The 24,774-nt window shown below is 41.0% G+C and carries 24 protein-coding genes; 3 read left to right on the plus strand and 21 right to left on the minus strand.

Annotated features, from left to right (window positions below; genetic code table 11):
* Positions 1-640: 640 nt before the first annotated feature.
* From ACTHPA_RS06925 to ACTHPA_RS06945, 5 genes are all read right to left on the minus strand, one after another.
* Entirely contained in the window at positions 641-1,900 is a 1,260-nt protein-coding gene (locus ACTHPA_RS06925) for a DUF4179 domain-containing protein (RefSeq protein WP_440499429.1), read from the minus strand.
* Positions 1,897-2,397: a sigma-70 family RNA polymerase sigma factor gene (locus ACTHPA_RS06930; protein ID WP_440499430.1), complete on the minus strand. Its 501-nt coding sequence runs from the start codon at positions 2,395-2,397 to the stop codon at positions 1,897-1,899. The genes ACTHPA_RS06925 and ACTHPA_RS06930 overlap by 4 nt, the downstream gene beginning before the upstream one ends.
* 507 nt (positions 2,398-2,904) lie before the next feature.
* The gene (locus ACTHPA_RS06935) at positions 2,905-4,353 is read right to left on the minus strand and encodes a hypothetical protein (RefSeq protein ID WP_440499431.1); all 1,449 of its coding nucleotides are present in this window, start codon (positions 4,351-4,353) and stop codon (positions 2,905-2,907) included.
* A 210-nt stretch (positions 4,354-4,563) separates the two neighbouring features.
* Positions 4,564-5,943, minus strand: coding sequence for a DUF4179 domain-containing protein (locus ACTHPA_RS06940; protein WP_440499432.1), 1,380 nt, complete (start codon positions 5,941-5,943; stop codon positions 4,564-4,566).
* The gene (locus tag ACTHPA_RS06945) at positions 5,936-6,457 is read right to left on the minus strand and encodes a sigma-70 family RNA polymerase sigma factor (protein WP_440499433.1); all 522 of its coding nucleotides are present in this window, start codon (positions 6,455-6,457) and stop codon (positions 5,936-5,938) included. The genes ACTHPA_RS06940 and ACTHPA_RS06945 overlap by 8 nt, the downstream gene beginning before the upstream one ends.
* A gap of 234 nt (positions 6,458-6,691) precedes the next feature.
* Between ACTHPA_RS06945 and ACTHPA_RS06950 the strand changes: the two genes are divergently transcribed.
* Positions 6,692-7,006, plus strand: a complete 315-nt coding sequence (locus ACTHPA_RS06950) for a hypothetical protein (protein ID WP_440499434.1) — start codon at positions 6,692-6,694, stop codon at positions 7,004-7,006.
* Between the two features lie 362 nt (positions 7,007-7,368).
* Here the strand turns inward: ACTHPA_RS06950 and ACTHPA_RS06955 are convergent, their stop codons facing one another.
* The 9 genes from ACTHPA_RS06955 to yneA all read right to left on the minus strand — a co-directional run bounded on the left by ACTHPA_RS06955 (position 7,369) and on the right by yneA (position 13,883).
* The gene (locus ACTHPA_RS06955) at positions 7,369-7,863 is read right to left on the minus strand and encodes a hypothetical protein (RefSeq protein ID WP_440499435.1); all 495 of its coding nucleotides are present in this window, start codon (positions 7,861-7,863) and stop codon (positions 7,369-7,371) included.
* A 48-nt stretch (positions 7,864-7,911) separates the two neighbouring features.
* Positions 7,912-8,154 carry a DUF4190 domain-containing protein gene (locus ACTHPA_RS06960; RefSeq protein ID WP_440499436.1) on the minus strand — a complete coding sequence of 81 codons (243 nt, stop codon included), beginning with the start codon at positions 8,152-8,154 and terminating at the stop codon, positions 7,912-7,914.
* An 11-nt stretch (positions 8,155-8,165) separates the two neighbouring features.
* Entirely contained in the window at positions 8,166-8,792 is a 627-nt protein-coding gene (locus ACTHPA_RS06965) for a kinase (RefSeq protein WP_440499437.1), read from the minus strand.
* A 606-nt stretch (positions 8,793-9,398) separates the two neighbouring features.
* On the minus strand, positions 9,399-9,635 hold the full coding sequence (locus ACTHPA_RS06970) for a YneF family protein (protein WP_060208743.1): 237 nt from the start codon (positions 9,633-9,635) through the stop codon (positions 9,399-9,401).
* A gap of 121 nt (positions 9,636-9,756) precedes the next feature.
* Positions 9,757-10,203 (minus strand): sporulation inhibitor of replication protein SirA, encoded by a 447-nt coding sequence (gene sirA / locus ACTHPA_RS06975; protein WP_440499438.1) that lies wholly within the window; start codon positions 10,201-10,203, stop codon positions 9,757-9,759.
* Positions 10,204-10,373: 170 nt separating this feature from the next.
* Positions 10,374-12,380, minus strand: a complete 2,007-nt coding sequence (gene tkt / locus ACTHPA_RS06980) for a transketolase (protein WP_440499439.1) — start codon at positions 12,378-12,380, stop codon at positions 10,374-10,376.
* Positions 12,381-12,484: 104 nt separating this feature from the next.
* Positions 12,485-12,718, minus strand: a complete 234-nt coding sequence (locus ACTHPA_RS06985) for a DUF896 domain-containing protein (protein WP_440499440.1) — start codon at positions 12,716-12,718, stop codon at positions 12,485-12,487.
* Positions 12,719-12,902: 184 nt separating this feature from the next.
* Positions 12,903-13,553 carry a YneB family resolvase-like protein gene (locus ACTHPA_RS06990; RefSeq protein WP_440499441.1) on the minus strand — a complete coding sequence of 217 codons (651 nt, stop codon included), beginning with the start codon at positions 13,551-13,553 and terminating at the stop codon, positions 12,903-12,905.
* Positions 13,554-13,565: 12 nt separating this feature from the next.
* On the minus strand, positions 13,566-13,883 hold the full coding sequence (gene yneA, locus ACTHPA_RS06995) for a cell division suppressor protein YneA (RefSeq protein ID WP_440499442.1): 318 nt from the start codon (positions 13,881-13,883) through the stop codon (positions 13,566-13,568).
* Positions 13,884-14,086: 203 nt separating this feature from the next.
* Between yneA and lexA the strand changes: the two genes are divergently transcribed.
* Positions 14,087-14,707: a transcriptional repressor LexA gene (gene lexA / locus ACTHPA_RS07000; RefSeq protein ID WP_440499443.1), complete on the plus strand. Its 621-nt coding sequence runs from the start codon at positions 14,087-14,089 to the stop codon at positions 14,705-14,707.
* A gap of 720 nt (positions 14,708-15,427) precedes the next feature.
* On the opposite strand, the gene ACTHPA_RS07005 is transcribed toward lexA, so the two are convergent.
* A complete protein-coding gene (locus ACTHPA_RS07005; protein WP_440499444.1) occupies positions 15,428-16,687 on the minus strand; it encodes an aminotransferase class I/II-fold pyridoxal phosphate-dependent enzyme in 1,260 nt (419 codons plus the stop codon).
* A gap of 138 nt (positions 16,688-16,825) precedes the next feature.
* Between ACTHPA_RS07005 and ACTHPA_RS07010 the strand changes: the two genes are divergently transcribed.
* Complete coding sequence (locus ACTHPA_RS07010) at positions 16,826-17,434, plus strand: trimeric intracellular cation channel family protein (protein WP_440499445.1); 609 nt, start codon at positions 16,826-16,828, stop codon at positions 17,432-17,434.
* Positions 17,435-17,484: 50 nt separating this feature from the next.
* Here the strand turns inward: ACTHPA_RS07010 and hfq are convergent, their stop codons facing one another.
* Genes hfq through mutL form a run of 6 tightly spaced genes read right to left on the minus strand, consistent with a single transcriptional unit; the run spans position 17,485 to position 24,714 of the window.
* On the minus strand, positions 17,485-17,709 hold the full coding sequence (gene hfq, locus ACTHPA_RS07015; protein WP_251694746.1) for an RNA chaperone Hfq: 225 nt from the start codon (positions 17,707-17,709) through the stop codon (positions 17,485-17,487).
* Between the two features lie 41 nt (positions 17,710-17,750).
* Positions 17,751-18,701, minus strand: a complete 951-nt coding sequence (miaA, locus tag ACTHPA_RS07020) for a tRNA (adenosine(37)-N6)-dimethylallyltransferase MiaA (protein WP_440499446.1) — start codon at positions 18,699-18,701, stop codon at positions 17,751-17,753.
* A gap of 2 nt (positions 18,702-18,703) precedes the next feature.
* Entirely contained in the window at positions 18,704-19,612 is a 909-nt protein-coding gene (locus ACTHPA_RS07025) for a lysophospholipase (RefSeq protein WP_440499447.1), read from the minus strand.
* Positions 19,609-21,258, minus strand: coding sequence for a glycerol-3-phosphate dehydrogenase/oxidase (locus tag ACTHPA_RS07030; RefSeq protein WP_440499448.1), 1,650 nt, complete (start codon positions 21,256-21,258; stop codon positions 19,609-19,611). The genes ACTHPA_RS07025 and ACTHPA_RS07030 overlap by 4 nt, the downstream gene beginning before the upstream one ends.
* A gap of 14 nt (positions 21,259-21,272) precedes the next feature.
* A complete protein-coding gene (gene glpK, locus ACTHPA_RS07035; RefSeq protein WP_440499449.1) occupies positions 21,273-22,766 on the minus strand; it encodes a glycerol kinase GlpK in 1,494 nt (497 codons plus the stop codon).
* Between the two features lie 43 nt (positions 22,767-22,809).
* Entirely contained in the window at positions 22,810-24,714 is a 1,905-nt protein-coding gene (gene mutL, locus ACTHPA_RS07040) for a DNA mismatch repair endonuclease MutL (protein ID WP_440499450.1), read from the minus strand.
* Positions 24,715-24,774 lie beyond the last annotated feature (60 nt).

Here is a 24,774-nt window from a genome sequence, read left to right on the forward strand (position 1 = left end):
CCCCCTTTGCCCTCTATATAGAAGGGAGGGGTCAAAAGGGATACTCAACATCGACAATAAATTAAAATAGATCTAAATACCCATAAAAAAGTTAGCTAAAACAAGGGGCATGGGTCATTCTAACTTTATCAACTATTTAGAGCATTTGATATATCCTCTATAATTCCTATGTGAACAAAAACATCCCAAATAATAAAGGCGGCAAGAAATAAAATGAATATTGCAACATACAATTTTATGTTTTTTCGAGGTATCAATGGTTTAATAACTAATACAAGTAGTAATTATAACCAGTCAAATTGAAGTTGGTTTTCATTGTTACCAGCAAAAGTATTGTTACCAAAGAAAAATACATTACATAAGGTAAAAACCTTTTATTAATCTTAGGAATAGCTACCCCTCCTTAATGTTGTCTTATTTAGATCTACAGACGACTTAGTTCCTTACTATTGCATACGTTCGGAACGAATAAAGGTTACAAGTATAATTAATAGGAATCCACTTTTATTCTGGTTAAACAAAGGGAGACCATCAATTGATGATTTCCCTTTCTCGTAATTCAATTATATCGTATTTCATGATAACTACTGGTAGACTTCCGGTTTTCACTTCATTCATCCATAAAATTACATTCTCTACTTTATTGCAATGGAATACTCAGTTCTATATCTTTTCCAATAGGATTGAAGTAATAGCTGAAATATATTTTTGCTTTGCCATCATAATCTTGAAATTGCGTCGTCTCAATTTCGTACTGCCCATCTCGTGAAAATGTGCTGCGTGTAAATTCTAGTGGTGTACCATCTTCTTTTACTGCATTCCATAGCCTTAGATCTCTACCTTGATTATCCCCTTTCTTTATAGCAACTGATACACCTTGAGACGTTACGGAAATGTCCCAATCGAAAAACTCAGGTTTCGTGAGTACTTCTTTTGCGCCAAAATCAACTTCAATAAAATCCTCGCCCTTCGGAACGGCTTGAACACCACCAATATTAATCATGAGTGAATCTGCCTCATGAAAATAATTACTTTGCACATAGAGAGTAATTTTGCCGTCGCGAATGTCCCCATGTTGTGCACTGCCATTCATGATACTGTATCTACGCTCACCGCTATCCGTCATGACTGCAATATCATCAAAAGCTAATATTTGCATTGTATTCGCTTCTTCTATTTCAATATCTATGGCCATTTTTAATGGAGAACGGCGAATTTGTGTAATCGTAAATTTCTGACCGTCAACATCTACAGTACGATTCGTATCAATAACTTTTTCCTGCGCTATTTCATTTTGTAGTGTAAACGGTATCGTAATTTCAATATTCCCCTTATCGATATCATTAAAATGAAAAACAGCTTTAAAATCCTTCGAAGTATAAACGATTGGTTCTGAAAAGCTATATTCTACTAAAGAAGAAATGTATTCTTGATTATCTGCATTCATGGTAAAACTACTTGGACCAGGTATTTCGTCGTCTCCTTGGAACAATTGAACGTCATTCAACTCTAATTTTGCCATATCAAATAGAGCATCGGCGTCATAAAAGAGTACAAAGCCCGAATGATCTGCAATAACGCCTTGTAATGTTAACGATAGGCCATTTTTAGACTCCGTTACATTTATCTCTTCAAAGTATTGATTATCCACAATGTCTTTTATCCCAGCATCGAGTCTAACCGCTGATACAAGTGCATAAAAGCCAGGTATTTTTGCAACATAACCAGCAAAAGTAGGAGAAACACGAATTGAAAATAAAATACTTATGCAAAACATAGCAACAATTGCAACTGGTACAATGCGCTTCTTTATTCTTTTTTCCCGCTGAACTTTACGAAAAGTATTCATTCGGATTTGTTGAAGTTTCTCCTTTGGAACGTCAATCGGTAGTTTACTCATAGCCAGTCCTCCCTTTCTCCAGCGTAATTTCTAAGCTTCTTTAATATGTGGTGAAGCTTAGACTTTACAGTACCTTCAGGAATTTGATTTAGCTCAGCAATTTCTTTGTTTTTTAATTGCTGAAAATATTTCATATAGACGAGTTGCTGCTCCGACAAAGATAATTGTTCAAGTAGTCGCTCCAAATCAGAATAGATGGCCCATCCAGATAAGTGATGTTCCTCAATTGGAACAGTTGGTTGTCGTTTTCTTAAATGATCTTTACAACAATTGATTAAAACTCGGACGAGCCATGTTCTGGCATATTCTTGCTCTTTAACGGTATGCATTTTTTTTAGTGCCTTGTAAATAAGCTCCTGCATAACGTCCAACGTGTCTTGTTCATTTTTCATATATGTAAAAGCCATGCGATATAAAATCTCTTCATCCATTTCAATAAGTGAAAGTATCGCTTGATGATTCCCACGAATAGCACGCTGCACGATTTCAAATTCCATCCTTCTCGCCTCCTTCCTTCATTAGACGCAGCGTTTCTTCATTTCGTTCAATAAAGTTTTTATTTTTTAGAAAACCGTTGTATTCTATAGGTTCTTGATAATTTAGTCTACTCCATTTCCTTATTCAGCGATAGGTTGCGCTTCAACCCCTTTTACCAGTTTATAGATTTCTCATCTCCCATCTATACTTTTCCACCCAATATCCAATTAGCAAGCAAAACAGGGACACCAATTCATATGAGAATTGTGTCCCTGAACTCTGTTTCTTCTTTTTCATTAGTCATACCTAGCAAATTTAGTTAACTCCTCAAATTCTTTATCCGTGATATGTCGATGAGAATACGATAAAACTCTATATCCGGCATTCCCTTTGTCATCGGGTATAAGTATCGTCATACGTATTAACTGGTATGGCGGGCTATGTGCCCCTTCGAAACCGATTACTCTTAATGTGTTGCATTAAAACTTAAGATAAGAAAAGTAAGAATGGTTATGCATAGTATTGTTTTATTCATTTGGCACCGTCATTTCTTCCCACGAATAATTTGGTACGGTTGCAACCCATAACGTATCCCCCATGAAGTCAATGTCATAAACGATACGATCAACCGCATCAAATACTTTTTTAGGTTTTCTTTCATCGTTTGTGTCGATGGAATAAATTGCGTCACCCTGACCGTATCCGAATAGTTTTTCACCTTTTTTAATAAATTTAACGACCATTTCGTCAGCTGGAATTTCACTCCATGTTTCCTCTTTTAAGTTTCGGGACCAAATTCCACTCTTTGTTGTGATGTAGAGCCTATTATGAATCACCTTCATATCATAAGGTGCTTCATTAAGATCCGGGAGGGGAATCTCGCTCCACCCATCCTTTTTCTTTTGCAAGATCTTTCTTTCTTCGGTGAGTCCTATCAAATCACCGTTATCCGATATTTGAATTACATAAAATGGTTTAGGAACAAGAGCCTCTTTCCAACTCTCCCCTTGATTTTTTGTATAATAAATAGTTTCATTTGATAGCACAGCTATATGGTTATTACTTGAATAATCTACGTGCTCAATCGCCTGGTCTAAAGAAAGGATTTTCGAACCTTTATTTTTTGAGGTAATATCCGTCCATAACTCCTTTTCCGTTGCTGCATATAACCGATCATTCCTATCAAACCAAGCATGTGTTACATACCCCCCAGCTTCCAGAACTTTCCATGTTTCTCCATTGCCATCACTCATTTCAATAAATGGCTTCTTGGTTGTACTAAATTGTGTTGGCTTTTTGTCACCCCATACGACTAACTTGTTATTTCCAGCAACCACTCCCGTAATCGCCATCCCTTTTTTAGAAATATGTTCCGAGCCATTACGTATGGATAGCAATCCTCCCCCGTACGGTACTTTATGAATGGCACTGACCACATCTCCATTTTTAGCATTAATCGAAATCCGGGTAAAACGGTTATCTCGATCATTTCCAACCACTGTTAGAATAGGCTCACCCTCGATACTATCCAATGTAAAATGATAACCGGTCGCCCAATCTTTTCCCTGTTTTAATTTGTATTTATCTTTTGCTATTTGGAGAGCATCAGTGCTATCCAATTTTATCTCACCGTGAGGTATTGTCGGATTTGGAGATTGCTTAATTGGTTCAAACACAGTTATTTTCATTTCGGAGATACCAATGATTAAATGATCCTCTGTGTCTGGAACCATAAAGGTTACAAACCATTTGAATCGTTTTCCTGTTTCGCCTCTGGATCCTCCCATCGTTTCATCCACACTGTTCGCTCCTGTAAGAGTGGCGTTTACATTCCATTCTTTTGCTCTCTGGAATCCAATGTCAATCGCTTCTTTTAACGTAACTTCACCATTTGCAGCGATTCCTTCATTACCCTTCACATTTACAAGAACCAAAAAAATCAGTAACAGGAAAGAAACCTTTTTATAGAAATTCAAAATTCCACCATCCCTTCATCCTAAATATTGTGTTTTTATAGGATGGGGAAAATAGTCGCTAATATCCTTCGTATCAATATAAAAACCACTTTCCTGATTTTCACATCAGTTGAAAGTGGTTTTTTGCCGTTTGCAATTACGGCGTTTCACCAGTCTTAGATGCCGTCCTCTACCCATGGAAGGTGTATTGTTATGATTCCGTGAATTTTTTCACTGTTTGATATCAACTTTTACGTCCTCTTCTATCCAAGATGGGTAAAAATCGAGTTCCAACCGGATTGGACTTGCAAAATTAGAAAGCGCTTTGTTTGGAAGCTCAAATTCGATTTTCACTTCTCCCGGGGAGATCATTCTTGAACCTTTTACATAGTTAGAAGGGGGTGGTGTGCGTCCACCGTAGTGTATATAAAATTCTTTTTCATTAGCATCTATAAATTTTATAAACCTAACCATATTCGTATCGTACTCTTTATCGATTTTCACTGACAAACTTACAGTATTATCCTTTACCTGTAAATTTGAAAATATCGATTGAGAAGGTTGATCTATAAATTTTTCGGATTCCGTGTCAATTAAAATATGGGCTTCCTCTTTGTCCATCGCTGATACTTTCCCAACCGATAATGATAACTTTTGTGGTTCATAAAAGTAAAAGCTTTCTTTTAATGGGACTACCCAGATATTACTTGTCGGTATTGGTTTATATGCATTTCCCGGAAGAGCAGACCATTTCCTACCCTTTTCGTCCACCAGTTCTAACTCATCAAACGGACGAGCAAGAAGTTTCTTCGTATTATTAGGATTTTCCTCTATTTGAACAACTGTACGTATTGGATCTACTATTAATTCTTTCACTTTAAAACGCTGACCTTCAATTTCAAACTCTTTATCCACAATAAAATTCTTACTGTCAACTTCCGTCTTTTCATATGCGAAAGGAATATTGAAATGCTCAATTTTTTCTCCATTCTTTAATCCTATCGCCCAAGATAAGTCTTTATCATGTACTATTTTCTCAATATATTCAGATCCGCTGAAAACTTTTTCATCTGTATTTGGGGTTAAGGGAAAGGTGGAAGTTATAAACTCATAACTATATAAAAAATTCATTTTTGACCTTAGCCTTTGGTATGTTAGTTCGAGCGAGCCTACGTCCATATCTTCTGTTCGGACTGAGTAAAAAATAACCATACCCTTTTTGTCCGCAATTACCCCATCAAGAGTCACTGTAATACCATTCTTTTCTTGAGAGAGATTCAAAGGTTGATAAAAGTCATTTTCAACTGCAGCGGTTAATCCCCTATCATGATATATTAAACCAACAATGCGTTCCATCCCTGGTATAGATGCGATCTTGTTGGCGAATGCAGGTGATACAGAGATACTTGTAATAAAAGAGACGAGAAGGATTGCAGCAATTACGATTGACCATGAACTTCGTTTCCTTAATTTCGTTCTTTTTAACAACTGTTCCTTTTTGGCTTTCTCGAATCCATTTTGTACGGCAGAATGCAGCTTGTCCTTTGGTACTTCGATTTGTTCAATGGATTTCCTTCTCTGCTCCAATTTCCTTTCTTCCTCCTCAAACACGCTTAATCTCCCCCTTCTCTTCAAATACTGCCCGAAGAGCACGCAATGCCTTATGTAAACGTGTTTTAATCGTTCCTTCAGGGGTATTCCACATAATCGCTATATCTTTTATCTTTACATCTTCGAAATACTTCAAGTGCAATAACTCTCTCTCGTAGTCTGATAAGTTTAAAAGTGCCTCTTCAACTTCCAAAAATGTAAAGTCTTCGATAATTCCATGTTTCATAAGTAGTGTTTCCTCCAACACTTCCCTCCTGCTTTTCTTGAGGATATCTTGACAATAATTCATCATGATTCGGATCAGCCAAGTTTTAAAATAGGCAGGCTGCTTTACCGTTTTTATACTTCGATAGGCCCTATAGGTCACCTCTTGGATGGCCTCCAGTGCATCTCCTTCATTTTTCATATAAGATATAGCTGTTCGATATAATGCTTCTTCATATAAATGCATTAATGCAAGAAATGCTTCTTGGTCGCCTTTAATTGCTTTCTGAACTAGTATTTCCTCACTCAAAATGTCACCTCTTTTACTTTGCCTCTATTTATTAGACCTACAACTAGGAAAAAGGTTTTTAGAAATCATAATAAATTTCCATTGCGAAACTTATGCTCCCATTCCCCCGCTTTTATTTTAACTTCAAAAGTTAAGCGGCAGTATGACTATAGTTGCGAAAAATTGGAAAAAGTATGTACTTCCCAAAGATGCTATTGTAAACTTGTGAAGAGTCGAACAAAGGGAGTTGGAGAATTGAAACAAGGTATTCACATTAGAATTAAAGACCGTACAGGATTAACTGAACGGGAGAAAAACATTCTGCATATAGGGATTCTGAATACAATTGTCCTCGCAGGCTTCGTGGAAGTCGTTAGCAAAGGGGAAGGCGAAGGTGGGACGGCCTTTAATCCGATCGATGACTGCTTTATCGGATTCACGATGATTTATCAAAAGCCGATTCCAGATGAAATGGCGGAGGCGTTGGTTGAATCTATTACAAGAAGACTAACAACCTTCTTTTCTATGAGTGAAATTGAAATGGATTTAGAAGTTAGGTTGGCGTACTGATATAACAAGATTGTGTCGTCCATTTAACGGTTTAGGTAAACAGAGAGAAAAACGCTCAGAAATTTAATGTTTGAGCGTTTTTTTCTAGTAATCTTCCCTACTCTTCCTTCCATTGAAAAAATATTTTAGATATAAAAAATGAGTTGCTAAACTCCCCCGTTAGATGAATAAGAAAAAAATCATCTTTGCAGCTGAATGCTCTTAGAGTAAAGCAACATTTAGATATAATATTTATCGCAGTATCAAGGGTGGAATCCCTGAATCTAAATCATCCTCTCTACATCTCTATTTAAATTACCGCATTGCCTGAAATAAATCGCACTCATTTGATGGACAGTCAAATTGTTTAATATTGCGCGCGCTTATTCTTTTACTTCTTTAGAATATAATAGGATAGTCTCTTCTTGCGTATTTCCACTACCTGTTTCATCCCATCGAATCACTGTGTATATTTCATCTATATCTTTAAACGTTAAGGAATCTCCACTTTTCGTAATAGGAGAAGGACCTTCGATACTCCCTATTTTAACTCCGTTCTGAAAATATTCGGGTCCTGATACTATTTGACCATGTAATGACGTTTCTTCGTTATTTATGATAGCGCGCATACTCAAGTTATAGTACTGGGTAGTATGATCACCGTTCTCTGATTTGAAATATAATATCCCGTTTCCTGAAAATGTGTTTTTCGGATCTATTTCTATCTGATAATCAGTTAGCTTCCAATGTGTGCTTTCTCCTGAGAGTCTTAAGTAATAATAGTCATTTTGGATATCTCGGTGATTCAAATACATAACAAGGACCACTAATATGGAAATAAGGAATATTAATATTGGATAAATGATTTTATGGAGCAAAAGTTTGTTCCCCTCCCTATTACATTAGACTTGTATTCGATCAGCGACTTAACAAATTAATTTTAGGACTGAAAGTGATTGATGTACCATGCCTGCAATACAAATAATTAAACCCATTGTTGCAATACCAGCGCCACTCACTTTTGTTCCAATGATCTCATTTATCACTACGATGGATAGAAAAAGTCCAATAATCCCTAAAACAAATCCAATTAACGGCGTTACATATGCTAGAATCCCTAATACTATAGATACGAGTGCTTTTCCGTTAATACCTTCCTTTTTATTCACTTTTCTCCCCCTTAATAGTTTACTACTAAATCCGCAGTGCTGAGAGGGTTGACTGTCTCCATGTAGTATTGTTCTCCTAACCAATATCTATCTTTGTACTTCTTCAATCTCGCTTGGTATTCCCCTAAGTAAGAATCACGACGCAATACCCTTTCTCGCCTTAATTCAAAGGGACAATTCAGGAAAATAACAAAATCAAAAAAGCATTTCCATTCTTTCCTTTGTAGAAATATACCTTCAATTAGTACGATACTGTCCTTTAACACATCAACCTGCCTAGTGGAAATTACGTCAGTAGACTTTTCATAATGTGGCAAATTGAGTTGGTCGCGAATATGCAAAGGTTGTAGTAAATTCGATTTTAATCCTTCGATATCCCATTGCAAATAATAGTATTCGTACCACTCTTCGTAACCCGTTTGATAACGTTTATTCCTTTCAACAATGTGATCATCCAGGTGAAACATATCGATTTCACAGTTATAACCTTTTAACTCTCGGCTCAACTCTGCGATGAAACTAGTTTTACCTGCGCCTCCTAGTCCATCTATCCCGACGATTAGAGGCCGATTTTTAGTAGAGCGATTTGTAAACTGAGCATATAACGTTTCCGCGGTTTCATTAACTTTTCTATTCATCTTTTTTCGTAGTGATTTTTTTAAGAGTTGTATTGATATTAATCAGGGCGATTAAAATAAACCCGAGCATTATAAAGGTAACAATTTCACCAGTAAAGAAAGAAATGATGCCTAAAATTAAGGCATATAATGTATACATAAAGTTATTCATATTGCATCTCCTTTATTTTTTACTAACTGGTCTGATTCTTACAGTGCACATAATAATTTTCCGATTATTAGTAATACGTTTCATATCTTAAAAAGTTGCGCTGTACCTTTCATAGATAGGAGTGGTTGGAAATTGTATTGAGAAAGCCGGTTATCCGATTGCATATGGTGCAATGAAACGAAAGCGTGCCATAACACAATGAAATGATTGCAACACAAAGAAAACCGCCTGCAACGAAAATTAACCATTTCGCATCACAATCAACAGGATTCGCAATTACATAAAAGCTATTTGCATCACAACCAGAACGTACAACTGGCTATTTAAAGAGCAAATGAAGAAAATAAGGCAATATAAAAAACCACTTTCCTGATCTGATCAGTAAAAAGTGGTTTTTGTCGATTACATCGAGATTTCGATAGCTTGTCCGAAACTTCAAATGAAGATAAGTTAGCTTATTTTTTCTTGCCTGCATTATCACTTACTTTGTTCATTTGCGCCATCATTTGATTAATCTTCTTTTGTGAAGGTTTTTGTCCCATTTGCATCATCATCATACGTAACATTTGTTCATTGATCGGCGGGTTTTCCTTCAAATATTTCATCATATATTGACGTGCAATGAAAAATCCGAGGGCCACACCTGCGATTAACGCGACGACGGCAATGAGGATTACCCAAATCGTGCTCATCCGCTTTACCTCCTTCACTACCGTGATTCGAGAATACTCTACCATGATGGATTATACAACAAAGGGACGGAGGATAGCAATGACTGGGAGTAAATAATTATATATAATGTCGAATTGAATCTTAAAACAGGAATGTTCGATTGTTCCCGAGCTGAGCTTCTTGTTTAATAGGCTTCAGCCAGCCCCATTCGCCATGCTCGTCCATCACGGCAAAAAAACGATCATCCGCTCCAGATAATGCAACGAACAAGTCTAGATCGAGCATGCGTGAACCATCGCAATACGCTTGAAGAGAATACGGGGTCAGCGAGATATGGATCGACCCTTTCATCGGATGAGATAATTTATATTCTCCATCATCACTTTCGACTGTCGTAAAGCTTTTTCCCAAATTGCTGAGGATTGCTTGGTCAATCGCGGATTCTTCAATTTCATCACATAAATACTTAACTTCCTGCATCGGCTCTTCTTGCGCATGATCCTTTAGCAAATCATAGAGAAGGCCTTCTCTGCCTAGAATAAATGATTGGTATCTTTTCTTAACTTTATAAATATCATAAGTTCTCACGACTGTTCCCTCCTTTTACATAGTCTATCCCAACTAAAGTAAAAAGTTTGTCAAAACACGGTAAAGAAAGACACTAATGTTGTCGAAAGGTTTTTAATAATGAGTCTAAATGATATTAAAAAAATGCCGCTTCGAAATAGTAGTCTTATGACATTTCGAAGCGGCAATAATTAACGACCTAGGATTTCTTTCATTTCACGAACTACATTCTCTTCAGTGAAGCCATACTCCGCAATAACCTTTTCCCCTGGAGCACTTGCGCCAAACGTGTCGATTGCTATGACTCCACCTTCATCGCCAACATATTTATGCCAGCCTAAAGATGCACCCATTTCAATAGATAGACGTTTTTTCACTGCTTTCGGCAGTACAGTTTCTTTATATTGCTCATCCTGTTGCTCGAACAAATCCCATGAAGGCATTGAAACGACTGCAACGTCGATTCCATCTGCCCGTAGTTTTGTTTGTGCTGCAACAGCAAGATTCACTTCTGAACCTGTAGCAATTAAGATCCCATCCGCCACTTCCTTTTCGGAAGGAGAAATTACATAAGCACCGCGTTTCACGCCATCCATTGCAAGTTCGCCCGATTTCGGCAATACTTTCAAGTTTTGACGGGATAACACTAGAACTGTCGGTCTGTTTTTCGATGAAACCGCAATATTCCATGCAGCTGAAGTTTCATTGCCATCTGCTGGGCGGATGACTGTCAATCCTGGCATTGAACGAAGGGAAGACAGATGTTCGATCGGCTCATGCGTCGGACCATCTTCACCAACTGCTACGCTATCATGTGTAAACACGTATGTGACAGGCATTCCCATAAGAGCAGAAAGCCTGATTGCAGGTCTTACATAGTCACTGAATACGAAGAACGTTCCGCCAAACACGTGTAAACCACCATGAAGCGCCATACCATTCAAAGCAGTACCCATCGCAAATTCACGGACGCCGAACCAAATGTTACGGCCTGAGAAATCGCCTGGGAGGAAGTCCCCTGCACCTTTGATTGTCGTCTTGTTTGAACCAGCAAGGTCTGCACTGCCTCCGAAGAATGAAGGCAATACGTTAGCAATGGCATTGATTGCGTCTCCTGAAGCTGATCGAGTTGCATGGGATGATCCGGCTTCATACGTAGGAAGCGCTTCTTGAAGTCCTTCAGGCATTTCACCTTTGATGGCAGCTTTCAATTGATTAGCTAACTCAGGATGTTCGCTTTCATATTGTGAAAACAGCTCATTCCACTGCTGTTCCTTCTTAACGCCCAACTCATCAGTCGCCTCTTTGAACGTCTCATAGACGCCTTCAGGAACACAGAAATCTTCTTCGTATGTCCATTTGTAGTATTCCTTCGTCAACTTCATCTCGTCTTCTCCAAGGGGAGCTCCATGAACATCGGCTTTTCCGGATTTATTCGGCGCACCGTATCCGATAACCGTCTTCACTTCGATGATTGTCGGGCCTCCTGAATTACCTTTAGCCTCTTCAATCGCTTTTGAAATCAGACCGATATTATTGCCGTCTTCCACGCGGATATAGTTCCAGCCGTATGATTCGAAACGTTTACGGATATTTTCCGTGAATGACATATCTAGATCTCCATCCAAGGAGATGTCGTTGCTGTCGTAAAGGACGATTAGTTTTTCCAATTGCAAATGACCTGCAAGGGAAATCGCCTCTGCCGCCACGCCTTCCATAAGGTCTCCGTCGCCGCAAAGAGCGAATGTATGGTGGTCGACGACGTCGAAACCTGGACGGTTATACGTTGCTGCCAAATGCTTTTCAGCCATTGCCATACCGACTGCCATACCGATTCCTTGACCAAGCGGCCCTGTTGTCGCTTCAACACCTACTGTGTGGCCGTATTCAGGATGCCCAGGTGTTTTCGATCCCCATTGGCGGAAGTATTTCAATTCCTCCATAGGCAATCCATAGCCGCTTAAGTGGAGCAAGCTATATAACAGCATGGAGCCGTGACCTGCCGAGAGGACAAAACGGTCGCGGTTGAACCATTCAGGATTCGAAGGGTTATGGTGCATATGCTTCGTCCATAATGTGTAAGCCATCGGAGCAGCGCCCATTGGCAATCCCGGGTGGCCGGAATTCGCCTTTTCGATCGCATCGATGGATAACGTTCGTATTGTGTTTATTGCTAATTGGTCAATCTTTTCGGTCATTCAGAACATCCTTTCCCGTGCTTTATCTTGTAGTTGCAATTGTTATACCATCTATAGTGTAGTCAATTCATAGATGAAATACAATCCATTCTATGTCCAGATGTTCAGTTGAGGAACTTCTTGTTGCGTGCGTCTTTCACTTTGTCGGGTGTAACGTCGTTGCCTTCGGGGTCGATTACTTTGACGTTTTCGATTGTGTCACGCATGGATGAACGGAATGTTTCTAGGTATTCTTTGCGCAGTTGTGTTTGTTCTTTTGCTTCTTCGATTGATAGGCCGATTGTTTTCGACTTTTTTGATAGTTCGTTGATACGTTTAATTTTATCTTTTGATAACATCGAATTCCTCCAGTTGTGTTGTCCACATGCAATTGTACACCGGATTTACGCTTCAGGCGGACGCTTTCCGCTTCAATCCTAATAAAACTTTAATAATAATAACAATAATACCATTAACAATTGAAGTGAAACTCATTAAAACTATACTTTGAAGGTATACAAAAAGAGCAGGAAGTGCAACAAATCAGCCTTCCTGCTCTTGTTCATATTCTTTATATCGGCGGTGGACCGTTGCTTTGCTTACGTTATGGCCGAGGCCTCTTAATACGCCTGCGATTTCTTCGAAAGTGAGGCCTTTTTGCCGTAATGAGACGATTTCACTAACGGGAACTTCTTTCCGTTCGCGTCCTTCTAGGTTGCCTTTATTTTTTAAATTCCGTTCTGGCCTGTATCCATCGCGGACCGCCCGTTTCATCCCCCTGCGAATCTTGGCATTATGTAATTTTCGTTGATATTCTTCGACGATCGCCAGTATTTCTAGCAGCATTGTGTCCATTTCGTTCAATTTCAATGCCCCGTTATCGTGGTTTGTAATGACTTCGGTGTTTGTCTTTGCAAGCAAATGCAAGATAGCGACTCTAGCGTTCCCTCTGCCCAGTCTTGTTTCGTCCTGGATGAGAATTGCATCTATCTTTTCGTCACGTATGCAATCTAATAAGTCAAGCAGCCCTTCCCGTTCCATATCATAGCCGCTATGCTTTTCCTTAAATATATGTACAACCTTCAGACTAAGTTCGTCCGCAAGCCGGTTCAGTTCCTCTTCTTGTCTCGCTAGTGAGACTTCCTGTGAATCTTTTTCCGTGCTGACACGGCAATAAATGACACATGTCTTCATTTTCTCCCCCCCTTATTCTTCTCCTGCCAATTCAGTCAACATTGTATCATGCATGAGCGGATCCAATTGCGGCAATTTCAATGTTTCTCCTGATTTGATCGTCGTGGATTCCATATCGTTTATTTCCATTACTTTTGCAATCCATTTTTTCGGGTGATCTTGTTCAGAATAATTTCTAGCTAACCCCCAGAGAGTATCGCCCTCCGATATTGTAATTTCAATGAACGAATCTGAAGCAGACTTCGTTTCTTTCATGACGCCTGCAATTGTAAAAGCAGTGCACAGAAGTAGAATCAAAAGGATAAAGCCATATTTTTGAATGAAAGCCATAAAAAAACCCCTCCAAGAATGTTTGTTCGGAATACTTGTTCCCATTATAGGACACGAATTTTTAGAAGTCAACAAAACTTTCGAACCTTTGTTTGCCAATTGCCCGAACACCTGTTATACTCTTTGTAAGAAACAATTGTGGATACGGACGTTCGTTCGCACATTTGCTAATTATTGATTCTATTAATTGGAGGGGTGGAAAAATGAAAAAAATCTCAAAAAGACAGCAGGATATCCTAACGTTTATAAAAGATGAAGTGAAACTTAAAGGATACCCGCCTTCCGTTCGTGAAATTGGAGAGGCTGTCGGACTAGCTTCAAGTTCAACCGTGCATGGACATCTAGCTAGATTAGAAAGTAAAGGTTATATCCGCAGAGACCCGACAAAACCAAGAGCAATCGAGATACTAGATCCGGAAGGTTTGACTGCGCTTAAATCTGGTGTTGTGCATGTTCCGTTAGTCGGAAAAGTTACCGCTGGATTGCCGATTACTGCAATTGAGAACATTGAGGAGTATTTCCCGTTGCCGGATACATATGGCACGTCTGATGATAAGCTGTTCATGCTTGAAATAGTAGGAGATAGTATGATAGAAGCTGGGATATTAAATGGGGATTATGTCGTCGTAAAACAGACACATACAGCTAATAATGGAGAAATTGTAGTCGCAATGACTGAAGAAGATGAGGCGACAGTGAAACGTTTCTTCAAAGAAAAGGATTATTTCCGTTTGCAGCCGGAAAATGAATCGATGGAACCGATCATCGTCAATTCAGTTTCCATTCTAGGTAAAGTCGTAGGCGTGTATCGTCAGATTCATTAATGAAATAAATTGATAAAGACTGTCTGGAAAGTCGATTCGACTTTGCGAGACAGTCTTTTTTCTATTGAGTTGCGCCTTTTGAGCGCTTATTGAGTTTCATGAGCGCTTTTACGGATTGTTGAGCGCTTGTTGCGTTTCTTGAGCGCTTTTCTGGATTGTTGAGCGCTTGCTGCGTTTCTTGAGCGCTTTTCTGGATTGTTGAGCGCTTGTTGCGTTTCTTGAGCGCTTTTCTAGATTGTTGAGCGCTTGTTGCGTTTCTTGAGCGCTTTATCAAATTGTTGAGCGCTTGCTGCGTTTCTTGAGCGCTTTTACGGATTGTTGAGCGCTTGCTGCGATTTATGAGCGCTTTTCAAGGATTGTTGAGCGCTTGCTGCGTATCATGAGCACTTTTCAGGATTGTTGAGCGCTTGCTGCGTTTCATGAGCACTTTTCAGGATTGTTGAGCGCTTGCTGCGTTTCTTGAGCGCTATCAGGATTGTTGAGCGCTTGCTGCGTCTTATGAGCGCTTTATCGAATTGTTGAGCGCTTGCTGCGTTTCTTGAGCACTATCAGGATTGTTGAGCGCTTGCCGCGTTTGTTGAGCGCTTTATCGAATTGTTGAGCGCTTATCGGAATAGTTGAGCGCTTGATGATTGTTATAATCAAATATACAAAAGGCTATCCAGAAGGTAGATTATACTTAACCTGTCCGGACAGCCCTATCTTATTTCATTAACTACCTTACATCATCTTATCTTTTAATAACTTATCTACAGAAGACATGACTGCCGCTTTCACATGTTCGTACGTCAAACCGCCTTGTACATAAGCCGTGTATGGCGGACGGATCGGACCGTCTGCTGTGAGCTCGATACTGGAACCTTGTATGAATGTTCCTGCAGCCATAATGACGTCATCGGAATAACCCGGCATATACGATGGTTCGGGAGCGTAATGCGCATTGATCGGCGAGTTTTCTTGGATTGTTCGACAGAAAGCGATCATCTGCTCAGCGTTGCCGAAATTTACGGATTGTATTAAATCTGTTCGCTTAGCCGAATAATGTGGTGTCGTATCGAATCCATAGCTATCGAGGAAACCAGCTGTAAAAAGAGCGCCTTTCACTGCTTGGCTAACGACGTGGGGAGCAAGGAAGAAGCCTTGATACATTTCCAGCAGCGTATCAAGTGATGCACCTGCCTCCGCACCAATTCCAGGCGACGTCATACGATAAGCGCATTTTTTTACAAGGTCGGCACGTCCCGCAATGTATCCACCGGTTCTTGCAAGACCTCCTCCTGGATTTTTGATGAGCGATCCTGCCATTAAATCGGCCCCTACTTCTACCGGCTCTTTCGTCTCGACAAATTCACCGTAGCAATTGTCTACAAATACAATAATGTGAGGGTTCACCGATTTGATGAATTGTACCATTTCACCGATTTCATCTACACGGAAAGAAGGACGGTCCGAATATCCTTTTGAACGTTGTATACCGACCATTTTCGTCTTGGTATGGATATTCTTCTTTACTTCTTCGAAATCTACTGTGCCGTCTTCTTTCAAATCGATGTGCTTGTATGTAATTCCGTAATCAATGAGCGACCCAGTGTCCTCACCATTGCCGGATACGATTGATTCCAACGTGTCGTATGGTTTTCCTGTTATATAGAGAAGTTCATCACCTGGTCTTAATACGCCGAACAAGCTTAAAGAAATTGCGTGTGTCCCTGAGATGATCTGATTGCGGACGAGACATGCTTCCGCGCCAAAAGTGTCTGCATATACTTGTTCAAGCACATCCCTGCCGCTATCATCATATCCGTAGCCTGTCGAGCCGGTTAGATGAAAATCGCTCACCATATTTTTTCGGAATGCTGCCAGCACTTTTCTTTGATTGAAAAAAGCTGTCTTTTCCACGTCTTTAAAATAAGGGGCAAGTGTTTGTTCCGTTTCTTCCGCCTTCTTTTCGATTTCGGAAGCAAATTCATGTATCATCATTTCAATTTCCTCATTCCTACAAATAGTCACTATAATATCTTATCAGTCTCATGGAATAGGTCAATGAAAAACGATTGGTATTGGCGGAGTACGTATTTTGATATACAATTGTTTTGTTTGAAGTTAGGAGGAACATGATTGGCTTGGGAAGTATTCAGTTTTATCGGTACGGCAGCTTTCGCCGTTTCCGGAGCATTAGTTGCGCAAGAAGAAAAATATGATATATTCGGTGTCTATATATTAGGGATGGTAACGGCGTTCGGTGGAGGTGCAGTTCGAAATGTTCTTCTCGGAATTCCGGCTACTGTATTATGGAACCAGAACTTTCTTTTCATCGTCGCTTCGATATTAATTACATTCATTTTCTTTTTTTCGAAATCTATTATTAGGCATTGGAATCGGTGGGGCACTTATTTTGACGCCATCGGACTAGCCGCTTTTGCAATTCAAGGGGCCATGTTAGCAGTCAATATGAATATGTCACTTTATGCGGTTATGGTTGCTGCCGTTTTGACCGGTGCAGGCGGAGGTGTGATCAGGGATCTGCTTGCAGGCAGACGCCCCCTTATCTTCAAGAAAGATATATATGCAATATGGGCGGCTGGAGCAGGTTTTTTTGTGGGCATCGGACTTCATAGCTACGATTGGGCATTATACGCACTGCTCGTTGTAGTCGCGGCTTTACGTATTCTTTCTTATCGTTTTCACTGGGAATTGCCGCGTGGCGAAAATGAATATAACAAATAGAAAAAGGAACAGGTATGTTGAACCTGTTCCTTCATTGGGACATATGCTTGTTATTCTTCGTCCTTTAACACGACTGGTTTTGCAGGTACATATGTGGAAATTGCGTGTTTGTAAATTAATTGCTGTTTGCCATCCGATTCCAAAAGAACGGTGTAATTATCATAAGATTTGATAAGACCTTTCAACTGAAAACCATTCAATAGAAATACAGTGACAAACGTGTTATTTTTCCGTAATGAGTTCAAAAAAGTTTCTTGCATATTGCCTTGTGACATACACCCCAGCCTCCAATTGCTTCTATATTTCTCTTGCCTTTTTACTTATTCGATTCAGCCTCTTCAAAACCCTTTAAAATCGATAAAATTCCATCTATAATTTTTCCCTTGTCTGAATGTGCATCGAACCAGGAAATCTCTACCTTGTTTCTAAAGTATGTCATTTGACGTTTCGCATAATGGCGAGTATGTTTTTTGATTAACTCGATGGCTTCTTCCAAAGAGAGGAAGCCTTTAAAATGTTGATACAGTTCCTTATATCCAATTGCTTGAACTGACTGGACATCACGGATGCCATTTTCCCATAGGCCTCTCGCTTCTTCAAGCAAACCCTCCTCCATCATGAGATCCACTCTTCGGTTAATCCTTTCATAGAGGACTTCCCTCTCCAAATCTAAACCGACAATGAGGTGGTCGTATTTAGGCGCTGCACCTGCCCCTTGCTCGTGCTCGTTTTTCGTTTTACCGGTCACTTCAATTATTTCAAGCGCGCGTATTAAACGTCTATGGTTGTTTGGATGGATTTTTTCTGCACTTGCAGGGTCCAGTTTCTGAAGACGGTTGTATAGACGCTCGGCCCCGCCTTCCGTTTTCAGTTCTTCTTCCAACTCGGCTCTGATCTTTTCATCGCCTGCCTCATCGGTAAATCTGAAATCGAATAGGACTGACTGTATATATAATCCTGTTCCTCCGACGATGATCGGTTGTTTGTCGCGATTTTGGATTTCTTCGATGCAATTTCTAACAGTAGACTGGTATTCCGCTACGGAAAATGAATCGGTCGGTTCCTTAATGTCGAACAGATGATGGGGAATCCCTTCCTTTTCATCTTCGGTGATTTTCGCAGTACCGATATTCAAGCCTTTATATACTTGCATCGCATCCCCGTTTATAATTTCTCCATTCAGTCTTTTGGCAAGTTCAATGCTTAATGCCGTTTTACCTGATGCAGTCGGACCGACAATTGCAATGACTTTATTTGTTTGTTTCATTCTTATATTATCCAATCCTTTATAAACTTAAATACTTGTTCCCGATTCACTTCATTCAACATTTCGTGCCGTCCGCCTTCGTATAGCATGACCGTTACATCCTCGATGCCTACATCGGTAAATTGCCTTGCAGCCTGCCAGACGCCTTTTCCTTTATTGCCAACAGGGTCATCTAATCCAGAAAGAAGAAGGATCGGCAAGCTGTTAGGAATTTGTCTTATGTTGTAATGATCATTTATTTTTTCAAGACCTTCGAACAGATCGATGAAAAAACGGGTAGTCGGCACGAATCCACATAATGGATCATTAATATATTTTTCTACGGCTTCTTTATCTCTCGATAACCAATCGAATGGTGTTTTCTGCGTGCCGACTGTTTTGTTAAAACCGCCGAATACTAATTTATTAATAAAATAGTCAGGCTCGCTGAATGTCGTTGTTTTGCCCTTCAAATGCGCTAACGCTTGTCCTCCGACTCTGCTTACACCAGGGTCGCCTGCTGTGCCCGAACAAATAAGCTTATCAAGTTCACTGCCAAATTTCTGGGCATATCTTCTAGCTACGAATGAGCCCATGCTATGGCCGAACAGTATCATTCGGGGTGCTTGGAATTTAGCCTTGTAAAAGTCGATGATTTCTTGCGCATCTTCTACAATCCGATCAAAGCCGACCGAATCGCCGAAATGTCCCAATTTCCCGTTTAATGAGGCTGTCTGGCCATGCCCTCGATGATCATGCCCGGATACGGCGAAGCCTTCGTTTACGAGATATGCTATGAACTGTTCGTAGCGTCCTATATGCTCGGCCATCCCATGCATAATATGGATGTGAGCGATTGGATTCACATCAGGCTGCGCGTAAACCGTATGGATGCAAACACGATCGGACATCATCAACGCTTGTTCATTCAAACTCGTTCACCAACCTTCCCCTCAGCCTCTTTTATATGTTCTTCCAACTTGTGAAGATAGCGCTCTCGCATTTCTTTTGTATAGGATAGGATGGCTCCCATATAATCGGTTGCCGCCTCTTTATACAGCTTGACATACGAAATATTGAAGAATAAATCTCCCTTCCTTCTTATGAAAAAATCTGAAGGCGTCATTGCCATTTCGTAATGGATCGCATAGAGGATTTCCGCTTTCCAAATCGCTGGTAAAATGGAATTCTCTGTCGAAACGGCACTGACATAATTAAAGACTTGGTCAACATTCGTGCCATACAAGGAAGCGAGCATCTCACCTTCTTGCTTCGAAATTCCGTATAATTCCGCTTCATTCGATTTACTTTCAGTAAAAATAGTGAACTGCTCTTCACTTCCAAAGTCTCCGCCAGATAACGGTAGATGCTCCGTTATACACGGACCAAACGACGTTTTTGGTAGACGCTTCACTACATGGTCTACGACAGTTTCGGCCATTTTACGATATCCAGTCAATTTGCCTCCTGCAATTGTAATCAATCCACTTCCCGCTTCCCAAATTTCATCTTTCCTCGAAATTTCGGATGCATCTTTCCCTTCCTCGTAAATGAGCGGCCGTACACCTGCCCAAGTCGATTCAACGTCTTTTCGCTCGACTTTAACAGACGGGAACATGTAATGAATGGCATCCAGTAAGTATGAAATGTCCTCCTCGCTCGCAATCGGATTGGAACGGTCGCCATCAAAAAATGTGTCTGTCGTGCCTATATATGTTTTGTTGCCTCTTGGAATGGCAAAAATCATCCGTTCGTCGGGAGAATCAAAATAGATTGCTTGACGTAAAGGAAAAATCGACTGATCGATGACAATATGGATCCCTTTCGTTAACCGTAATCGTTTGTCGTTAGACAATTCATCTTTCGCCCGTATTTCATCTACCCAAGGACCCGTCGCATTGACGACAACTGAGGCACTGATGTCAATCTCTTCTCCAGTGAGCATGTCACGAGCTAACACGCCTTTTACTTTTCCGTCATCATAGTTAAATTGCTCTGCCTTCATGTAATTTAAGCAGAGCGCACCTTTTTGAGCAGCTTTTTTCATTACTTCAATAGTGAGTCGCGCATCGTCCGTCCGGTATTCCACATAATGTCCCCCGCCAAGCAGGCCATCTTCCTTCAATAACGGCTCCATAGCTAGCGTCTCTTCGGCGGATAGCATTTCACGGCGCTCCTCTTTTTTGACGCCTGCCAATTTATCATAGACGAAGAGGCCTGCGGAAGTTGACAACTTTCCAAAAGAGCCTCCTTTATGGAAAGGGAGCAGCATTCGCTCAGGCTCCGTCACATGAAGAGCATTCTGATAGACGATATCTCTTTCCCTGCCAGTTTCTGAAACGATCTTTAACTCCATCTGCTTCAAATACCGCAACCCGCCATGGATGAGCTTTGTTGAGCGGCTCGACGTTCCTGCCGCAAAATCCTGCATCTCAATTAATGCAACGGACAATCCCCTTGTAACCGCATCCAATGCTATGCCTGCACCGGTGATTCCACCGCCAATGACGAGCAAGTCAAACTGATAGTCGCGCATGAACTGTTTCACTTTCGGCCTTGTGATCGATGATAACATCATTCGCTCTCCTCCAGTCAAGATTTAAAAGTCCGCGCCGCTTCAACCGCCCTTATCCATCCGTTGTATAGGGCATCGCGCTCTTCCACTTCCATTATTGGTGAATACGTCTTTTCCTTTGCCCATAATGCTTCGACAGACTCGCAAGATTCGAAAAAGCCTGTTGCAAGTCCCGCAAGGTAAGCCGCTCCAAGTGCCGTCGTCTCTAAATAAGCCGATTGCTCCACTTCGATTTGAAGCAAATCGCTTTGGAATTGCATAAGGAATGTATTGGCGACAGCCCCTCCGTCAACTCGCAAAATATCGATGTCAATGCCTGCATCTTTTTCCATCGTCAGAAGCACATCTTTCGTTTGGTAGGCGAGCGATTCGACTGTAGCCCGGATGAAATGCTCTTTTTCCGTTCCGCGTGTCAATCCAAATACAGCCCCTCTCGTATCCGAATCCCAATACGGAGTTCCTAGACCGACGAACGCTGGAACTACGTACACACCATCCGTGGATGCAATACGCTTCGCGTACATTTCCGAATCCGCAGCCTTATTGATCATACGCAACCCATCTCTAAGCCATTGTATGGCAGAGCCCACGACGAACACACTTCCTTCTAGTGCATATGTAATCTTGCCGTCCAGACCCCATGCAATCGTTGTAAGAAGCCCATTTTCGGAAATCATCGGCTGTTCGCCCGTATTCAACAACATGAAGCAACCAGTGCCATACGTATTTTTTGCCATGCCTCTATGGAAACAAGTTTGCCCGAACAAGGCGCATTGTTGATCTCCCGCTGCCCCGGCAATCGGGATGGAAGCCCCAAAGAAAACAGATGGGTCGGTATTAGCATAGATTTCAGAGGACATTCTCACCTCAGGCAACATATTCATCGGGACATCCAACATTTCGCATAGATCTTTATCCCACTGCAGCTCATGGATATTGAAAAGCATCGTTCTTGATGCATTGGAATAGTCGGTGACATGGACGGCTCCATTCGAAAGCTTCCAAATTAAGAACGAATCAATCGTTCCAAAAAGCAGATCGCCTTTTTCCGCCCGCTCCCGAACGCCTTCTACTTCATCGAGAATCCATTTAACTTTTGAACCTGAGAAATAAGGATCAAGTTGCAACCCAGTCTTTTGACGGACGCTTTCTTGTTTACCACTATTCCTCAATTCATCGATAATCGGCTGTGATTGTCTTGATTGCCAAACAATCGCGTTGTAGACAGGTTGTCCAGTCTTCTTATCCCATATAACTGTCGTTTCTCGTTGATTTGTAATTCCAATTCCGTCAATATCTTTTGGCTGATGTCCGCTTTCAGTCAAGACTGAGGCGATGACGGATAAGACAGAACCCCATATTTCACTCGCATTATGTTCGACCCAGCCGGGCTTCGGAAAAATCTGCTTAAATTCCCGCTGTGCCGTATGAACGATCTCGCCTTTCCGATTAAACAGTATTGCCCTCGTACTCGTCGTGCCTTGGTCAATCGTTAATATGAACTCACCCATCCTCATTCCTCCCCCTCGTTCAATATAAGAGACTATTCATTTTTTACATTACCCTCTTAAACATCTTTTCAATTTCATAAGTTGAAAAATGTACCAAGACTGGTCGTCCATGAGGGCATGTATACGGATTTTCCGCAAGCGACAGGTCATTCAGCAATCTTTCCATATCTGCAATCGATAGATGATGATTCGCTTTAATGGACCGTTTACAGCTCATCATAATTGCAGTCTCTTCCCGTAGTTTGCCGATATCAGTCTTCCGGTTCGTCAGCACTTGCTCTATTAATTCTTCGATAAGCGTCGACGCTTCTCCTGCCGGAAACCACGCTGGATATTCCTTAACTGTATAAGAGGAAGGGCCGAACTCCTCCAAAAAGACGCCTACCTCATTTAACGCTTCCCGATTCTCTTCTATTTTCACCATTTCATCGCCTGAATAATGGAAAATGAGCGGCATTAACAACATTTGCCTTTCATCCTGTTCCACTTTACTCAATTTATCTCTAAAGAATTCATATTTGATGCGTTCTTGAGCAGCATGCTGATCAATCATATAAAATCCGTCTTCATTTTGAGCGACGATATACGTGCCGTGGACTTGACCGACCGGAACGAGTGAAGGGAATCTTTTTTCCTTCACTTCAATTGTTTCGGTAACAGGTACTTCAAGATTATCCAATACCTCTTGTTCTTCCATCACTTTCTCAGGCAAGTCTGCTTGCACATATTCCTGCTTGGCGATAGGTTCGTAAACAGTTTGGATTGGCTTCTTTTCGAACAGTTCCATTTCTGGTTTAGAATTTTCCTTCTCAAACTGAGCCACTACCTGTTTCGTTTCTAATTCCTCTCGTTCAACTGTCGTTTCCTTCCGAATATTTGAAGGCTGGAATTCATTCCACATGCTTACCTGCTCAGAAGGCATTCTTTTGACAGGCTCACGTTTCACAGCATCCGGAACGATAATAGATCTTTTCACCGCTTCGCGAACTGATGATTTGATAAGGGCAAACAGTTCACCCTCTTTACTAAGGCGAATATGCTGTTTGGACGGGTGCACGTTGACATCTGTTAAAAACGGATCTGTTTCAACGTTGATGACTGCAATCGGGAAGCGTCCGATCGGCAAATAGGTGTGCAATCCATCGAGCACTGCTTGATTTGCTGTGTAGCTCTTCACCCATCTTCCGTTGACGATAAGAGTCATATAGTTTTTGGATGCCCTTGTCATTTCAGGTAGAGTAACGTATCCATCCACTTTAAAATCGGAGTTTTCCCCGTTGAACGGAACCATTTTCTTCGCGACCGCCATACCGTAAATATCTGTAAGGACTTTACGCCGATCTCCGCTGCCTGATGTATGCAGGATTGTCTGGCTATGATGGGATAGCTTGAAAGAGATATGGGGATGGCTAAGCGCAAGACGGTTGACGAGATCGATTGTATGTCCTAGCTCAGTCTGGATTGTTTTCATATATTTCAACCTAGCCGGCGTGTTATAGAATAGTTGCGATACTGTCATATCGGTCCCTTTTCTGAATGCTGCGTTGGATTCTTTCAGAACGATGCCGCCGTCAAGCTGCACTTCCGTCCCTTCCGTTTCACCATCAGACGTGAAGAGGCTGACCTTGGATACGGAAGCGATACTGGCAAGCGCCTCCCCTCTGAATCCAAGAGTCCTGATCCGGAACAGATCATGTTCATTCGATATTTTGCTCGTTGCGTGGCGCTCAAACGCAAGGACAGCATCGTGACGTGACATCCCTTTTCCGTTATCGGTCACCCGAATGGATGTAAGGCCCGCTTCTTCAAGCGCAATTTCAATCGATGTGCTATCCGCGTCAATCGAGTTCTCGACCAATTCCTTTACAATCGAAGCTGGTCGCTCAACGACTTCCCCTGCAGCGATTTTATTCGATAATGAATCATCCATGACTGAAATGATATCCATTGAATCCCTCCTTATGTCTTTTGGTTATGAAAATGAATAGCAATAGGCAAGCTGGTCGTA

Source organism: Sporosarcina sp. SAFN-015, assembly GCF_051966875.1.
GTDB lineage: Bacteria > Bacillota > Bacilli > Bacillales_A > Planococcaceae > Sporosarcina.

What these genes read in the sequence shown, in the direction of transcription:
- ACTHPA_RS06970 (WP_060208743.1), bottom strand. Translation starts at nt 9,635, where the DNA reads ATGAGCACGATTTGGGTAATCCTCATTGCCGTCGTCGCGTTAATCGCA.
- ACTHPA_RS06925 (WP_440499429.1), bottom strand. Translation starts at nt 1,900, where the DNA reads ATGAGTAAACTACCGATTGACGTTCCAAAGGAGAAACTTCAACAAATC.
- lexA (WP_440499443.1), top strand. Translation starts at nt 14,087, where the DNA reads ATGAAAAAAATCTCAAAAAGACAGCAGGATATCCTAACGTTTATAAAA.
- ACTHPA_RS06990 (WP_440499441.1), bottom strand. Translation starts at nt 13,553, where the DNA reads ATGAAGACATGTGTCATTTATTGCCGTGTCAGCACGGAAAAAGATTCA.
- miaA (WP_440499446.1), bottom strand. Translation starts at nt 18,701, where the DNA reads ATGAAACAAACAAATAAAGTCATTGCAATTGTCGGTCCGACTGCATCA.
- glpK (WP_440499449.1), bottom strand. Translation starts at nt 22,766, where the DNA reads ATGGGTGAGTTCATATTAACGATTGACCAAGGCACGACGAGTACGAGG.
- ACTHPA_RS06965 (WP_440499437.1), bottom strand. Translation starts at nt 8,792, where the DNA reads ATGAATAGAAAAGTTAATGAAACCGCGGAAACGTTATATGCTCAGTTT.
- ACTHPA_RS07030 (WP_440499448.1), bottom strand. Translation starts at nt 21,258, where the DNA reads ATGATGTTATCATCGATCACAAGGCCGAAAGTGAAACAGTTCATGCGC.
- ACTHPA_RS07005 (WP_440499444.1), bottom strand. Translation starts at nt 16,687, where the DNA reads ATGATGATACATGAATTTGCTTCCGAAATCGAAAAGAAGGCGGAAGAA.
- yneA (WP_440499442.1), bottom strand. Translation starts at nt 13,883, where the DNA reads ATGGCTTTCATTCAAAAATATGGCTTTATCCTTTTGATTCTACTTCTG.
- tkt (WP_440499439.1), bottom strand. Translation starts at nt 12,380, where the DNA reads ATGACCGAAAAGATTGACCAATTAGCAATAAACACAATACGAACGTTA.
- ACTHPA_RS06930 (WP_440499430.1), bottom strand. Translation starts at nt 2,397, where the DNA reads ATGGAATTTGAAATCGTGCAGCGTGCTATTCGTGGGAATCATCAAGCG.
- hfq (WP_251694746.1), bottom strand. Translation starts at nt 17,709, where the DNA reads ATGTCACAAGGCAATATGCAAGAAACTTTTTTGAACTCATTACGGAAA.
- ACTHPA_RS06985 (WP_440499440.1), bottom strand. Translation starts at nt 12,718, where the DNA reads ATGTTATCAAAAGATAAAATTAAACGTATCAACGAACTATCAAAAAAG.
- mutL (WP_440499450.1), bottom strand. Translation starts at nt 24,714, where the DNA reads ATGGATATCATTTCAGTCATGGATGATTCATTATCGAATAAAATCGCT.